Annotated in this window: 18 protein-coding genes; 7 read left to right on the top strand and 11 right to left on the bottom strand. The window is 34.0% G+C overall.

Features of this window, described 5'->3' with window-relative positions:
- Positions 1-12: 12 nt before the first annotated feature.
- From argF to T478_RS05510, 4 genes are all read right to left on the bottom strand, one after another.
- Entirely contained in the window at positions 13-933 is a 921-nt protein-coding gene (gene argF, locus T478_RS05495; protein ID WP_048105827.1) for an ornithine carbamoyltransferase, read from the bottom strand.
- Positions 934-972: 39 nt separating this feature from the next.
- Positions 973-2,349: a signal recognition particle-docking protein FtsY gene (gene ftsY, locus T478_RS05500; RefSeq protein ID WP_082008737.1), complete on the bottom strand. Its 1,377-nt coding sequence runs from the start codon at positions 2,347-2,349 to the stop codon at positions 973-975.
- A gap of 4 nt (positions 2,350-2,353) precedes the next feature.
- Positions 2,354-2,773: a prefoldin subunit alpha gene (gene pfdA / locus T478_RS05505; RefSeq protein ID WP_048105829.1), complete on the bottom strand. Its 420-nt coding sequence runs from the start codon at positions 2,771-2,773 to the stop codon at positions 2,354-2,356.
- 67 nt (positions 2,774-2,840) lie between these two features.
- On the bottom strand, positions 2,841-3,461 hold the full coding sequence (locus tag T478_RS05510) for a superoxide dismutase (protein WP_048105831.1): 621 nt from the start codon (positions 3,459-3,461) through the stop codon (positions 2,841-2,843).
- A 72-nt stretch (positions 3,462-3,533) separates the two neighbouring features.
- On the opposite strand from T478_RS05510, the gene T478_RS05515 reads away from it, so the two are divergent.
- The gene (locus tag T478_RS05515; RefSeq protein WP_107734653.1) at positions 3,534-5,570 is read left to right on the top strand and encodes a S8 family serine peptidase; all 2,037 of its coding nucleotides are present in this window, start codon (positions 3,534-3,536) and stop codon (positions 5,568-5,570) included.
- On the opposite strand, the gene pckA is transcribed toward T478_RS05515, so the two are convergent.
- Positions 5,564-7,156, bottom strand: a complete 1,593-nt coding sequence (gene pckA / locus T478_RS05520) for a phosphoenolpyruvate carboxykinase (ATP) (RefSeq protein WP_082008738.1) — start codon at positions 7,154-7,156, stop codon at positions 5,564-5,566. The two genes, T478_RS05515 and pckA, sit on opposite strands and share 7 nt — an antisense overlap.
- 131 nt (positions 7,157-7,287) lie before the next feature.
- Between pckA and T478_RS05525 the strand changes: the two genes are divergently transcribed.
- Together T478_RS05525 and T478_RS05530 are read left to right on the top strand one after the other, a co-directional pair.
- Positions 7,288-7,686 carry a 50S ribosomal protein L32e gene (locus T478_RS05525; protein WP_048105835.1) on the top strand — a complete coding sequence of 133 codons (399 nt, stop codon included), beginning with the start codon at positions 7,288-7,290 and terminating at the stop codon, positions 7,684-7,686.
- Entirely contained in the window at positions 7,676-8,131 is a 456-nt protein-coding gene (locus T478_RS05530; protein ID WP_048105837.1) for a 50S ribosomal protein L19e, read from the top strand. The genes T478_RS05525 and T478_RS05530 overlap by 11 nt, the downstream gene beginning before the upstream one ends.
- Here T478_RS05530 and T478_RS05535 read toward each other — a convergent pair.
- A complete protein-coding gene (locus T478_RS05535) occupies positions 8,128-8,427 on the bottom strand; it encodes an MGMT family protein (protein ID WP_048105842.1) in 300 nt (99 codons plus the stop codon). The two genes, T478_RS05530 and T478_RS05535, sit on opposite strands and share 4 nt — an antisense overlap.
- Positions 8,424-9,200 (bottom strand): D-aminoacyl-tRNA deacylase, encoded by a 777-nt coding sequence (locus tag T478_RS05540; RefSeq protein WP_048105844.1) that lies wholly within the window; start codon positions 9,198-9,200, stop codon positions 8,424-8,426. The genes T478_RS05535 and T478_RS05540 overlap by 4 nt, the downstream gene beginning before the upstream one ends.
- Before the next feature lie 234 nt (positions 9,201-9,434).
- Here T478_RS05540 and T478_RS05545 point away from each other — a divergent pair, with 234 nt between their 5' ends.
- Positions 9,435-9,890 (top strand): transcription elongation factor Spt5, encoded by a 456-nt coding sequence (locus T478_RS05545; protein ID WP_048105846.1) that lies wholly within the window; start codon positions 9,435-9,437, stop codon positions 9,888-9,890.
- Positions 9,891-9,926: 36 nt separating this feature from the next.
- Positions 9,927-10,412 (top strand): 50S ribosomal protein L11, encoded by a 486-nt coding sequence (locus T478_RS05550; protein ID WP_048105848.1) that lies wholly within the window; start codon positions 9,927-9,929, stop codon positions 10,410-10,412.
- Here T478_RS05550 and T478_RS05555 read toward each other — a convergent pair.
- Positions 10,405-10,860: an Lrp/AsnC family transcriptional regulator gene (locus T478_RS05555; protein ID WP_048105850.1), complete on the bottom strand. Its 456-nt coding sequence runs from the start codon at positions 10,858-10,860 to the stop codon at positions 10,405-10,407. The genes T478_RS05550 and T478_RS05555 overlap by 8 nt on opposite strands.
- Positions 10,861-11,018: 158 nt before the next feature.
- Between T478_RS05555 and T478_RS05560 the strand changes: the two genes are divergently transcribed.
- Both T478_RS05560 and T478_RS05565 read left to right on the top strand, forming a co-directional pair.
- Positions 11,019-11,675: a 50S ribosomal protein L1 gene (locus T478_RS05560; RefSeq protein WP_048105852.1), complete on the top strand. Its 657-nt coding sequence runs from the start codon at positions 11,019-11,021 to the stop codon at positions 11,673-11,675.
- A gap of 1 nt (position 11,676) precedes the next feature.
- A complete protein-coding gene (locus T478_RS05565) occupies positions 11,677-12,543 on the top strand; it encodes a 50S ribosomal protein L10 (protein ID WP_048105854.1) in 867 nt (288 codons plus the stop codon).
- 1 nt (position 12,544) lies between these two features.
- Here T478_RS05565 and T478_RS05570 read toward each other — a convergent pair whose 3' ends face one another.
- From T478_RS05570 to T478_RS05580, 3 genes are read right to left on the bottom strand one after another with little or no spacing between them, the layout of a single operon-like run.
- The gene (locus tag T478_RS05570) at positions 12,545-13,180 is read right to left on the bottom strand and encodes a trimeric intracellular cation channel family protein (protein ID WP_048105856.1); all 636 of its coding nucleotides are present in this window, start codon (positions 13,178-13,180) and stop codon (positions 12,545-12,547) included.
- Between the two features lie 55 nt (positions 13,181-13,235).
- Entirely contained in the window at positions 13,236-13,547 is a 312-nt protein-coding gene (gene rpl12p / locus T478_RS05575) for a 50S ribosomal protein P1 (RefSeq protein ID WP_048105858.1), read from the bottom strand.
- Positions 13,548-13,594: 47 nt separating this feature from the next.
- Positions 13,595-14,110: a hypothetical protein gene (locus T478_RS05580; protein WP_048105860.1), complete on the bottom strand. Its 516-nt coding sequence runs from the start codon at positions 14,108-14,110 to the stop codon at positions 13,595-13,597.
- Between the last annotated feature and the right edge of the window lie 60 nt (positions 14,111-14,170).

Here is a 14,170-nt window from a genome sequence, read left to right on the forward strand (position 1 = left end):
GTATTATAAACCTTAGACGCCAAGAAGGTGAACTAACAATGCTTTTTGGACATGTAAACGATTTTCAGCTTCATCCCAAACAACAGATTGAGAACCATCAATGACATCAGAGGTTACTTCTTGATCACGTTTTGCAGGGAGACAATGCATGAAGATGGCATCCTTTTTGGCCTTATTCATTAAAGCTTGGTTGACCTGGAATTTTGGAAGGAATTTTTTGACGCGATCAGAATTAGTGTTATGAATTGAAACAAATGTATCAGTCATGACAACATCTGCATCTTGTACTGCTGCTGCAGGATTGTCAGAAACTTCTAGAATTTCTGCATCTTTACCAATTTTAATAACATCAAATTCAGGTTCATAGCCATCAGGAATTGCAACAGAGAGTTGTATCTTTAGTTTTGCACATCCTAATATCAAAGAGTTACAAACATTATTTCCATCTCCTATCCAAGCAATTTTTATTTTCTTTAGATTTTTTTTATGTTCTTTAATTGTCATAAGATCTGCAAGTATTTGACATGGATGATATGAATCAGATAATCCATTAATTACAGGTATAGAAGAATTCCTTGCAAAAGTTTCTAGAGATTTATGATCATAAACACGAGCCATTACTACATTCACATAACGAGAAAGTGTCCTTGCGGTATCAGCAATAGATTCACCACGAGATAATTGAAGATCATTTGGAGATAATGTAAGTGCATGACCTCCAAGTTGGAACATTCCTGTTTCAAAACTTACACGTGTTCGAGTAGAAGGTTTTTCAAATATCATTGCTAAAGTTTTATTTTGTAAAAGCGGTTTTTCTTTTCCTTTTTTTAGTTCTTTTTTCAAGTCTATTGCTAAATCAATTATATTATTAATTTCCTTGGACTCTAATTCATCTAATGTGAGTATATCGACATTATGCGGTTTTTTAGTCATAGATTACAGAATAGAATATGTTTCTTATAGTTTTGTAAACTATGGTTTTGGTCTTCCATCTTGAATCCATTTTCTAATTTGATTAGCTAATTTCTTTGCTTCATTATCAGTTTCTGGTGGAGGAACATCATACAAATCAGCATAGTTGTTGATGTCATCAGTTTCAATTCCCTCAAATGGATCCGCATCGTCTTCTGGTTCGGGTTCTGATTCTGGTTCTTCAACAACTGGTTCAGGTTCTGGTTCCGGTTCCGGTTCGGGTTCTTCAACAACTGGTTCGGGTTTTGGTTCTGGTTCTGGTTCTGGAACAAATGGTTCTGGTTCTGGTTCTGGTTCCGGTTCTGGTTCTGGTTCTGGTTCTTCAACAACTGGTTCGGGTTTTGGTTCTGGTTCTTCAACAACTGGTTCAGGTTCTGGTTCTGGTTCCGGTTCTGGTTCTGGTTCGGGTTCTTCAACAACTGGTTCAGGTTCCGGTTTTTTAATTTCAGATAATGATGGAACATCAATATCAGTAGATTCAAAAACATTTTCAAGAAAAGTTTTCTTACTGAATTTTACAATATCATCATATTCTTGTCCTACACCAACGTAGATAATTGGAGATGATGTAACTTTTACAATTGATAATGCTGCACCACCTCTAGCATCAGCATCACTTTTAGTTAAAATTGAACAATCAAATTTTACTTGTTTATGAAATTCACGTGCTTGATTGACAGTATCATTTCCTGCAAGTGAATCACCAACAAATATTTTCATGTCAGGATTTACAACTTTAGTAATCTTTGCAATTTGTTCCATCAGATTAGAACTTGTCTGCATTCGTCCTGCAGTGTCAACCAAAACACAATCTACTTTATGAGATTGGGCATAAAGAACAGCATCTTTTGCAACAGCTGCAGGATCTGAACCATAATTTTGTGCAATAATTTTTAGATTTAGTCTGTTTGTGTGTTCACGAAGTTGTTCAATGGCACCAGCACGATATGTGTCAGCAGCTGCAATAACAACAGAAAATTTCTCATTTTTTAACATATTTGCAACTTTAGCTAATGATGTTGTTTTTCCAGTACCATTAATGCCAACAAATACTATGATAAATGGCTGATTTGATGATTTTTTTTCGTTAATTCTATCTTTCAAGTCAATTTGACCTGCATTATCAAAAGTTTCACTAATGAATTCAATTAGACTTTGTTTGACAAAATTTTGAATATTTTTCTTTTCAACTCTAGAACCGATTATTTTTTCTTTGAGACTGTCTTTAATGGAATCTATTACTTCTGTTGCCACATCAGATTCAAGTAGATTAATCTCCAATTCAAATAAAACATCTTCAATGTCTTTTTCATTAAGATCTTTTTCGCTAAATCCAGTAGATGCATTAGAAAATGCTTTTTTTAGATTATCAAACATATTGTTACGATTGAGGTTGTGATTGTTGCATGATTTGTTGCATCTGTTGTTTTCCTTGTTCTAGATTTGCTGCAATTTGTTGTCTTTGTGAGTTTGTTTCTTGTAATGCAACTTCTAATTCTTTAATCTTTGATTCTAAATAACTAAGGGCAGAATCATGATCTTTTTCTATTGCAACACCTGCACCGACATTAACTACAATTTTTTCATTTGGAATGTGTTTTGTTTTGATAAAAGTACCCATTCCAACCGGAACTAGACTTTCAGAATCAGGATTTGCTTTAATTTCTTGAATTGATTTTATTGCAGAATCCGCATCACGAATTATGTTTTTTATAGAATTTTCTTTTTGTGATAATTCTGTATACATATTTTCAAGCATTTGCATCTGTTGTAACATCTGTTGGGCTTGCTCTTCGCTCATGACTTTGAGATACGTACACTGTATAAAAATTAGAGTTTTTAGAAATAAAAGAAAAAAGAAAAGAGAATTACTTTGCTTTTGAGAATCGATCGTTTACTTCATCCCAATTGATGACATTCCACCAAGCAGCTATGTAATCAGGTCTTTTGTTTTGATACTTGAGATAGTATGCATGTTCCCAAACATCTAGTCCTAATAACGGAACTAAACCTTCAGTTCTTGGACTAGTTTGGTTTGGCATTGCCTTGTATTCGACTTTGCCAGAATTTGGATTGTATACAAGCCAACCCCATCCGCTTCCTTGAATTGGAGCTGTTTTACTAGAGAATAATTCTTTAAACTCTGCAAAAGATCCAAAGGAATCGTTTATGGCATCAGCAATTGCACCAGTTGGTTCACCACCACCGTTTTGTTTCATACTGTTCCAAAACAGTTTATGGTTATCGTATCCTCCACCATTAAAGTTAATGGCACCCTTAACATCGTCAGGGACTTGATTGATGTTTGACAAAATTTCTTCTATGTCCTTGTCTTGTAATTCAGGACTTAGTTTTTCCAATGCACCATTCATACCATCAGTATATTTTTGGTGATGTTTTGAATGATGAATTTCCATTGTTTGTGCATCAATATGAGGCTCTAGTGCATCATATGCATATGGCATCTCAGGAAGTGTATATTTTCCCATAATGGTGGATAATATGGAAGTAATTTATTGCTTTTCTAAAGGAATTATTACTAATCAAAAATTATAACATATATGAGAAATTTTTTATTTTTTACATTACTGTTAGGTGGTCTCTTTTCTTTTGTAATTGTAAATTTTATCACTTTGGATGAGAATTCTGAATTATTTTTAGATAATAGCGGACCATACATAGGTGCAGAATTTCCAAAAGAGTTGGGTTTTACAGGAAAGGGCATAAAGATTGGAGTCATTGATACAGGGATTAACCTAAGTCATCCAGATTTTTTTAATCAAGATGAAACATCTAGATTTTTGAAAGGATATGATTTTGTAGATAACGATACAGTTCCACAAGACACAAACGGACATGGGACACAAGTAACAGGGATAATTGCAGCTGATGGACAACTAAAAGGAATCGCACCTATGGCAGAAATTTTTTCATATAGAGTTTCATCAGATGGGGAATCAGTTCCGTCAAATTTGATAATTAAAGCCATCAACCAAGCAGTTGAAGATAGAGTGGACATCATTAACATCAGCTTAGGAGTTAACATGACTCATAACAAAATCGATGAGGCGGTAAATAATGCAATTAAACAAGGAATTGTGGTTGTTGCTGCTGCAGGAAATAGCGGTCCTGACAAGAGTACTATTGGAAGTCCAGCAAAAAATCCCAATGCAATCACTGTAGGAGCTACTTACAATAACCGTGATTCAAGCATGGTTTCAACACTAGAGGTTGAAGATACACAATTCCAAGTTTTACCAATGTTAGGAACAGATACAATTTCAGATCCAATATCAGCTGAAATTGTATTTGGAAAATATAGTAGAGAAAATGATTTTGATGGAATAGATGTTAGAGGTAAGATAGTTTTGGCAGAAAGAGGTGGAGAAGCACCAGATGAAATTGTTTTTTTCTCAGATAAAGAAATTTTTGCATCAAATAATGGCGCAAAAGGATTAATCGTATACAATAATCAACCTGGAATATTTTTTGGAGAATTAATTCATGAATATGTAAGTGAAGATTACTATCCAACAATACCTACAGTTTCAATGACGAGAGAAGAAGGATTGGAATTAAAAAAAATTCTTGAGAGTGAAACATCAGGAACACTTAACGTGTTTAATCATCCAGATTTTCTTGCAACATTTAGTTCAAGAGGACCAGTTTCTCCATTTTATCTAAAACCAGATCTAGTTGCACCAGGAGTTTTTGTAAATACAACTTCATTAAAGAATTTCTATAATATTACAAGCGGAACAAGTTATGCCGCTCCACATGTTTCAGGAGCAATTGCATTGTTATTAGAAAAGAATCCAAATTTCACACCTCATGAAATTAAATCCATACTAGTTACAACTTCAGATATCATCACAGACGAATACAAAAAAGAATTTGAATTTGATGCCGGCGGAGCAGGAAGAATTGATTTGAAAAAAGCATTTAATTCAGAATTGATATTTGAACCACCAAAGTTGATTTTTAATCTATCTGAGCACAAGACATTAGAAGAAAATGAAATTAAGATTAGTTCATTATATGGAAATATCAATATTCAAAAAGTAGAATTTTCAGATATAGAAAATGTTGAGTTTGATTACGAGATAAGAGATTCAGCATTATACATAACTTCAAAATTAATTGAAAATGAGTTAGGTGATTTCGAAACTAGAGCATTCATTACAAACAATGACATAATGTATCAGATTCCAATAATTGTTCGAGTTAGTGAAGCATCAATAGTTATTTCGGAATCTGAAAATGAATTATCTTTTCAAGTGAAACGACCATTAGATTGGGATTATGCAAAAATAACAGTTACCAATAGTGAGACATTTGAAGAACGTAGTATTTCCATAACACCAAACAAAATTGAAAGTTTGAAACTTTATGATCCAGGAACATATTGGATTGAAGCAAATGTGAAAAGCTCTGAGGATACGTTTGATGTGTATGAGTTTTATGAAATCAAAAAGGACTTGAGTGAAGAAAAACCAATTCTAGAAAATTCAGAATTACCAGAAAGAGCATTGATAATTTTAGGAATTATTTTTAGTATAGTTGTACTTGTTGGATTAAAACTTAGAAAGAATTACTGAATTTGAGGTCCGGCATTTTTAATTTCTGGAGAAGCATCTTTGAATTTTGTAAAGTTTTCACCAAACATTTGTGCTAATTTCTTTGCAGACAAATCGTAGGAATCCTTGTCAATCCATGTATTTTTTGGGTCTAAAACATCAGAAGGCACACCTGGACATTCAGTAGGAACATCAAGATTGAAGGTGTCATCATGTCTGAATTTTATCAAGTCAAATTTTCCGGTCAAGGCAGCAGTTACCATTGCACGACTGTATTTTATGCTGATTCTTTTTCCAACGCCGTATGGACCACCAGACCATCCAGTGTTAATTAGATAAACAACGGTATTGTGTTCAAGTATTTTTTCACCTAACATTTTTGCATATACAGATGCAGGACGAGGCATAAATGGTGAGCCAAAACATGCAGAGAATGTTGCTTTTGGTTCTTTAATTCCACGTTCGGTACCAGCAAGTTTACTTGTGTAACCTGACATGAAATGAAACATTGCACTTTCTTTTGTTAATTTTGAAACAGGTGGAAGTACACCTAATGCATCTGCTGTTAAAAATATTATAACTTTAGGATGACCACCAATACTTGGAATTACAGCTCCTGGAATGTAATCCAAAGGATAAGCTGCACGAGTGTTTTCAGTTAAACTTCCATCATCAAAGTCTGGCTTCAAAGTATCTTTGTTTACAACAACATTTTCAAGAACTGCTCCAGATTTTATGGCATTCCAAATTTGTGGTTCAGCATCCTCGTTAAGATTAATACATTTTGCATAACAACCACCTTCAAAATTAAAAACACCATTTTGAGACCAACCATGTTCGTCATCTCCAATTAACATACGTTCAGGATCTGCAGACAAACTTGTTTTTCCAGTACCAGATAGACCAAAGAATAATGCGGTATCACCTTCTTTTCCAATATTTGCAGAACAATGCATTGGAAAAACATCTTTCTTTGGCATCAAATAATTCATTACAGCAAACATGGATTTTTTCATTTCACCTGCATAATTGGTTCCTCCAATCAATACAATTTTTTTCGATAGATTAATCAAAATGAAAATATTTGTTCTTGTTCCATCAATTTCAGGAATTGTTTCAAAATCGTTCAAACATACAATTGTAAAGTCCGGGTCGTGAGATTCTAGCTCTTCATTTGATGGTCTTACAAACAATTGTCTGCAAAAGAGATTTTGCCATGCGTGATCATTGACTACACGAATCGCCAATCGATTTTCTTTGTCAGCACCTACAAATCCATCAAAAATGTAAAGATCTTTACCTTCAGCATGTTTTTTCATTTTTTCAAATACAGAATTGAATTTTTCAGTTGGGAATTGTCTATTTACATCACCCCAATCAATAGTTTCATGAGTTTCATCATCATAGATTATGTAACGGTCTTGAGGAGAACGACCAGTATATTTTCCAGTTTTTACAGATAATGAGCCAGTAGAGGTCAACATACCTTCATTTGTTTCAATAGACTGCTCAACTAGTTTTTCAACAGGTAAATTTCGATGAATTGAGTGTGGTGTAATTCCAAATGCTGTCAATTGATCATGTACTTTTGAGCTTGTGTTAGACATATCAGAAATTCTCCTCAATACTATGTTTAGTCAAGGTTTTTTGGGAAAAATTGAATATTATTATCTCTTTCTCAGATCCAATAATCTGAAACTTAGATACGTATTTATGTTAAATTTCAAGGTTTAACTCTATGCCAATCAATAAAGAAAAACTCCAAGCAAGAGAAGAAGCTAGAGTTAGTAGACCGGAATTTATTCGTCCGGAGAGCTGGAGATACGTCAGATTGGAAAGTGGTTGGAGAAAACCAAAAGGAATGGATAACCATCAAAGAAAACAGAAAAGCCGTGGTCGTCCGGGACTAGTTAAAGTGGGATATGGTACACCAAAAATTGCACTCGGATTGCACCCATCAGGTTATACAGATAATTTAGTACATAATGCAAATGATTTAGAAAATCTTAATCCAAAAGAAGACGGAATTAGATTTGGTCATAGTGTAGGGGCAAAAAAGAGAAGAGAAATTATGAAAATTGCATTAGAAAAGAAATTCAAAGTGTTTAACGCAAGAGTGAGTCAAAATGCCAGTTAATCTTAAATCAAAAAAGAGACTTGCCTCAAGAATTGTAGGTGTCGGTGTCAATCGTATAAGATTAGATAATGATCACTTGGATGATGTTGCAGATGCAATTACAAGAGATGACATTAGAAGTTTAATCACTGCAAATACAATTACAATCAAATCCTTTACAGGTACATCTCATGGAAGAGCTCAAGCAAAGAGAATTCAAAAAGCAAAAAGAGGTACAAAACAAGGTTCTAAAAAAGGAAGAAAAGGTGCACGAGTTGGTAAAAAGACTGTATATGTTAACAAAGTTCGTGCCTTGAGATATCTTCTCAAAATATCAAAAGATAGAAAGGAGATTACAAACGAATCATTCAAATCAATTTATAAAAAAATTGGTGGTAACACAATAAGAAACAAAGCACATTTGAGAACCGTTATTGCAGAAGAAATTACTGCACAAAAATCTTAGAAACGAAATAGATTTTTTTTAAAATCAGATATTTTATCATTATTAATTTTTAATCCTTCTTTTGACAACATGTGTTTTTTTCTTTCAGAGCCATATGCATATCCACCAATTGTTCCATCAGATTTTACAACACGATGGCATGGAACTATAACAGGAAATGGATTTTTTTTCATTATTTGTCCTACAACTCTTTGCCCATTTTTTAGATTAACCGCTTTTGCAAGATCACCATATGTAGTTACATGACCTGAAGGAACTTCTAACAATTTGCGATAAATTTTTTCTTCTATTTTCAAATTTTTATAACCTCTAATTTTGTAGTTGAAAGAAGATCAATCAAAGTTTGTTTTTGTTTGCCTAGACTTTTCCAATCAAGTAAAGCAGCTTCTGCCCCATTATTTTGAGTAATAATATGTTCGAAAAGATCAGGATTGAGAAATTCCAATGCGTGTTTTGGCATAACAGTTCCTAAAGCATATTTTCCAAAAAGTAATTCTTTTGTGAATTTTTCAGAATAATGGGTACCTCCAAAACAAATTGCAAAAGGATGTGAATCCGATGGTTTTTCAAGCGTTTCTAGGACAAGTTGCGCTACAGATGAACAGAGTTGTTCATCATTCCATTGTAGATCAGTAGTACCGATTTCTACAAAAATTGACGGTTTTTTTAGATGAGTAGGTCCATGATGTGTGGCTTCTATAGTTATTTCAAAATCTGAAAAAGATTCACGATTCTCCCATAGTGTTTTCAGGTATTTTTTTTGCAGATTAGGATATGGTATGGCCAATTCTTTTGCATTACCACCAAATTTAGCTTCATTGAAATTTCCAGTACTGTGACACGTCAGAGCAAGAGTTCCAGATTCAGCTGCATGTTTTGATAAGAAAACAAACCCATCATAATCATATTGTTCATCTAACCAATCTGCAGAAATAGCAGGAGTGTCAATTTCAATTAAATCAAAGTTTTTGCCACGATACATATCACCATCTTTTTCCATATTTTGAGAGATATGCTTAGCCATATTGTGACCAGCAGCGTCATTTTTGAATGCAACTAGTAAATCCATGAATAAAAGATATATTGACACTTTATTATTTTTCTTTATAATTTGAACCCTAAACTTTACTTCAAAAATATAGTTAATACTATAAAATTAACGAAAAAATCCGATAAGGAGGTCTACAAACAGCACCTCAGATTGGTCCTATTTGGCTTTGCCACAGTAGGATTACTAGGATTTGGAATTCAATTCATCTTTGCAACAATTTCACCAGGAATGGTATTCAAATAGAGAGAGAAAATGTCTGAAGTTACTGAATCCCACTTATTTGCACTCAGAACTACCGGAGGTCAAGAAAAGGTCGTTTTGAGACAACTAGAAGCAAAAATGAGAAGCGGTGAATTAGATGTTCAATCCGTTCTGATTGTTGATAATCTAAAAGGATATGTTGTGATTGAAGCAAATGATCCTCAAGTCATGTTCATGGCAACACAAGGATTACGACATGTAAAAGGACAATTAAGAGGAGAACTAGAATTTAGTGAAATTGAAAATTATCTCATAAAGAAATCTACAGTTTCAGAGTTAGCAGTCGATGGAACAGTTGAAGTTATTGGTGGTCCATTCAAAGGAATGAAGGCTACAATTACAAGAGTTGATCACGATAAAGAAGAAGCTACAGTAATTTTGTTGGATGCGCCATATCAATTACCAGTAACAGTAGATGCAAACTATCTAAAACCGGTTGCATCATAGGAAGGAATAAATCATTAAAAAAGAGACGAATTTTAAATGGGCGACAAACAATCAATTTCAGCACAGGTAACAGGAGGAGAAGCTTCTGCAGGTCCTCCACTAGGTCCAGCACTTGGTCCACTAGGAGTAAACATCATGGAAGTTATCAACAAGATTAATGAGAAAACAGGTGACTTCAAAGGAATGAAAGTTCCAGTAACAGTTAGCGTTGATACAGATACAAAAGAATGGGATATCGAAGTTGGAATTCCATCAGCTTCAGCACTCATACTAAAAGAAGCAAACATTACAAAAGGAACAGGTACAGCTGGTACAGAATGGGTTGCAGACATTGGAATGGATGCAGTAGTTAAAGTTGCAAACGTTAAACTTGAAACATCATATGCATCTGAAATAAAATCAGTTGCAAAACAAATAATCGGCACATGTCAATGCCTAGGAATCAAAGTAGAAGGTAAAACACCAAAAGAAATTACCGTTGAAGTAAATGACGGCAAATGGGACGAAAAATTAACTAACTAGATAGATACGTCGGAGACTTTTCAGTTCTTTCTAATTCAACAAATGTTTCAGTATTCTGAATTCCATCAATTTTTCCAATTTTATCCACCACAATACTGTGTAATTGTTCCAAGTCTTCGGCCAATGCACCAACCATAAGGTCAAACCTTCCAGTAACCTCAATAATTCTATCAATTTCTGGAATTTCTAGTAAATTTTCATGAATTTCTGTTTTAAATTTAGGATCTCTGTTAATTCCAACATATGCTTTAACTCCAAAACCTAACTGAGATTCATCAATATCTATAGTGAACTTCTTTATCATCTTCTTTTTTATCAGTCGCTTTATTCGACTATACAAAACAGATGCATTGATGTTTAGTTTTTTTGCTAAAAGCGGAATAGAAATACTTCCATCTTTTTTTAGTTCAGATAATAATTTGAGATCTAAATCATCTACCTTAGCCATTTCTTAAAATAAGTAAATTTTAGTAGTAAATGTAAGTTTTGCCGGAATAAAGCAGAATTTTACTAAAATTTAGAAAAAGATACGTCAATTTTAGAAAAATGATGTAATCGGGAATAATTACTCTAAACGATAATAAGTGAGAGATTAAGGTTTTTGACATGGTAAACGAGTCTGAAATAGTTACTTTAATTCAAGAAGCAAAGAAAAGTGAAAAAGAACGCAAGTTCAAAGAATCACTAGAACTTTACATCACTCTAAAAGACATAGATGTGAAAAAAGGATTTGCATTTAATGAGGTAATTCAACTTCCAAATCAAATGTCAAAGCCAGCTGCAGTTTGTGTAATGGCATCAGGAGACATGGGTCTAAAAGCAAAGGATGCAAAAGCAGATGAGGTTTTAGATAATGATGGCGTAAATAAATTAGCAGAAGATAAAAGAGCAACTAGAAAATTAATCAACAAATATGATTTCTTTTTAGCAGATACAAAACTAATGCCTGTAGTAGGTAAATCATTAGGACAACTCTTAGGACCTAGAGGTAAAATGCCAACACCTGTTCCATTTAATGCACCTATAGATGCATTCCTAAGTAGATTCAAAACATCAATTAGAGTTAGAGTAAAAAATTCACTTTCAATTTCATGTAAAGTTGGAGATACTGAAATGGATGAACATCACGTTGCTGCAAATGCAATGGCAGTGATTAACAATCTGAGAGGTAAATTTCCAAATGGAGATAAAAACATTAGAAAATATATGATAAAAACAACAATGGGAAAAGCAGCAAAACTAGAACATAAGGTGACAAAATAAAATGCATGAGAATAGAACAACATACCCAAAAAAGAAAGCACAGATGTATCAACAACTACAAGAGCTTCCAAAAAAGTACAAAGTACTAGCACTTGTAAGAATGGAAAAGGTCAGAGGTTCACAATTACTACCGTTAAGAAAAACACTTCAAGGTGAAGTTGAAATTGTTAGTATCAAAGATAAAGTAGCAAAACTAGCTTTTGCACAAGCAGGAATTACTGGTATAGATAAATTATCTGAAAAAATTACAGGTCAATGTGTTTTCATGTTTACAAACATGTCTCCATTCAAACTTAACGTTCTATTAGGAAAGAACAAAGTTATGCTATTTGCAAGAGGAGGGGATACTGCAAGCATGGATGTTGTAATTCCACCAAAGAATACAGGAATTGCACCAGGACCAATGCTAACTGACTTTAAAGAAAACGGAATTGCTACTAAGATTGATCAAGGTACAATCTGGATTATGAAGGAAACTGTTCCAGTAAAACAAGGAGAAGTAATTTCTGAAAAACTTGCCGGACTTTTAAGTAAACTAGACATTAAGGCGATAGAAGCAGGCATTGCTTTGAACGCTGCATTAGAAGAAGGATTAGTCTATCAAGAAGAAGAGATGGTTATTGATGTTGAGAAATTCAGAAACGATTTGGCTCAAGCTCATCAAGAAGCAATCTCACTTTCAATTGAAGCAGCATATATCACTGCAGACAATATTGAACAAATCTTGGCAAAGGCAGCACAATCTGCACGTTCTGTTTCAACTGAAGCAGGATATCTAACAGAGGATACCAAAGAACAAGTGTTACAAAAAGCCCATGGTCAAGCACAGGGCGTAGCCTCAAAAGCAAAAGACTACACACCAGCATAAATTAACTACTTTTTACTTTAGGTAGATTCCAATTATACTTCATTGCAACCATTCTTAGTCCTGTAGCCAATAACAATCCAGAAATTGTTCCAGCGTAAACGTCATTTGTTACATATATCACCAAAAAGAATACCGAGGCGCCTAAGAAACTGGCCGAGGCATACAACTCTTTTACAAATACTATAGGGGTTTGACTAACAAACACATCACGAAGGATTCCTCCACCAATTGCAGTAAGCATTCCAGATAATACAATTACAAGGAAGTTCATTCCAAACATGTTATAGGCAAAAGTAGCCCCAATTACAGTAAAAACTCCCAATCCAATTGCGTCAAATTTTAGAAATACGTTCCAATGTTTTTTCATTTTTGAGTGTAATAGGAAGATTACGATGGCAGATACTACAGTAATTATCACATATGAAGGATCAATTAGGGAATTAGGTAGAGACTTTCCAAGAATTACATCACGTATTGTTCCCCCTGCAACACCAGTAATTGTTGCAAGAATTATTATTCCGACAATGTCTGCCTTGTGCTCAATTGCCTTGAAAGCACCAGTTACGGCAAATGCCATTGTTCCAAATAGATCTAAAACATAAATGAAAAACTCAATTGACAAAGTTGAATCTGCCAAGACAATTAGAATAAAAAATAGTCATTAATAACGTTGAGAAGATTTTGGACTTAGTTTAGCCGAATAGAGAGGATAAACCTTCCATTGCTGCTTCTTCCTGTTTTTCACTTGGTGGTTCTGCTTTCTTTTCTTTCTTTTCATCTCCACCTGCTGCTGCATCTGCTGCCGGTGCTGCTGCTGCGGCAACTGCTACAGGTGCTGCTTTGATTGCATCTTCAATGTTAACATCAGCGAGTGATGCTACAAGTGCTTTAACTTGGGCTTCATTAACTTCAGCGCCAGTTGCTTTAACTACGCTAGTAACGTTTGCTTCGTTAACTTCTTTCTCTAGTTTGTGCAACATTAAAGCAGCGTAAACATATTCCATGTACGAAAAAGCCGTTAGGCATAATAAAAAGCTATCAAAAATTGTCTCTAGATCAGGATCTTTAGGCTTCTACATACAGAATAGAGGTTTTTCTTCAATTCTTTATCATAAAGATTCTCCATTTTCTGTTTTAGGATTCTTTTTGCGTGATCTTTGTCGGTTCCTTCTGGAAGAGATAATACATTATTGATTAATTCAGATAATGATTCTCTTACCCAGCCATCAAAGACGGTGAAAACCTTTTTTGAGATAAATTCAACTTTTTCAGAGCTAATGTCAATGACTTCGGTGAAATTTTCATATTCAATTCTATAGATTAATGCAAAAATGCAGTTTTCAGAAGTAGGGGAAAGGAGAATTTCTTTCGATCTTGGACCGGCTTTTCCTTGAGAAACCTTGTTTTTTAATCCAACAGGATTAACAAAGAAACCGTTTACACCGATTTTGTTTCCATCAACCCCAGTAACAGTTCCAAATACAATATTATGATAATCACCATCGTCTTTTCTAGAAGTAAATACGTAATCACCTTCTTTTACTTCGCCTTTTTTTCTTCCGAACATAAAATGTTTCTACATTTTTCTATATTTAACGGTTGAATCGACAGTCCTTAATATCGGCAC

Origin of the sequence: Candidatus Nitrosopelagicus brevis (genome assembly GCF_000812185.1) — an archaeon.
Lineage (GTDB): Archaea > Thermoproteota > Nitrososphaeria > Nitrososphaerales > Nitrosopumilaceae > Nitrosopelagicus > Nitrosopelagicus brevis.

Bases quoted from the DNA above. Each gene is read 5' to 3' on its own strand.
- T478_RS05555 (WP_048105850.1), bottom strand. From the start codon at position 10,860: ATGGCTAAGGTAGATGATTTAGATCTCAAATTATTATCTGAACTAAAA.
- T478_RS05510 (WP_048105831.1), bottom strand. From the start codon at position 3,461: ATGGGAAAATATACACTTCCTGAGATGCCATATGCATATGATGCACTA.
- T478_RS05540 (WP_048105844.1), bottom strand. From the start codon at position 9,200: ATGGATTTACTAGTTGCATTCAAAAATGACGCTGCTGGTCACAATATG.
- rpl12p (WP_048105858.1), bottom strand. From the start codon at position 13,547: ATGGAATATGTTTACGCTGCTTTAATGTTGCACAAACTAGAGAAAGAA.
- T478_RS05565 (WP_048105854.1), top strand. From the start codon at position 11,677: ATGCATGAGAATAGAACAACATACCCAAAAAAGAAAGCACAGATGTAT.
- T478_RS05580 (WP_048105860.1), bottom strand. From the start codon at position 14,110: ATGTTCGGAAGAAAAAAAGGCGAAGTAAAAGAAGGTGATTACGTATTT.
- argF (WP_048105827.1), bottom strand. From the start codon at position 933: ATGACTAAAAAACCGCATAATGTCGATATACTCACATTAGATGAATTA.
- T478_RS05515 (WP_107734653.1), top strand. From the start codon at position 3,534: ATGAGAAATTTTTTATTTTTTACATTACTGTTAGGTGGTCTCTTTTCT.
- ftsY (WP_082008737.1), bottom strand. From the start codon at position 2,349: ATGTTTGATAATCTAAAAAAAGCATTTTCTAATGCATCTACTGGATTT.
- T478_RS05550 (WP_048105848.1), top strand. From the start codon at position 9,927: ATGGGCGACAAACAATCAATTTCAGCACAGGTAACAGGAGGAGAAGCT.
- T478_RS05525 (WP_048105835.1), top strand. From the start codon at position 7,288: ATGCCAATCAATAAAGAAAAACTCCAAGCAAGAGAAGAAGCTAGAGTT.
- T478_RS05560 (WP_048105852.1), top strand. From the start codon at position 11,019: ATGGTAAACGAGTCTGAAATAGTTACTTTAATTCAAGAAGCAAAGAAA.
- pfdA (WP_048105829.1), bottom strand. From the start codon at position 2,773: ATGAGCGAAGAGCAAGCCCAACAGATGTTACAACAGATGCAAATGCTT.
- T478_RS05545 (WP_048105846.1), top strand. From the start codon at position 9,435: ATGTCTGAAGTTACTGAATCCCACTTATTTGCACTCAGAACTACCGGA.
- pckA (WP_082008738.1), bottom strand. From the start codon at position 7,156: ATGTCTAACACAAGCTCAAAAGTACATGATCAATTGACAGCATTTGGA.
- T478_RS05530 (WP_048105837.1), top strand. From the start codon at position 7,676: ATGCCAGTTAATCTTAAATCAAAAAAGAGACTTGCCTCAAGAATTGTA.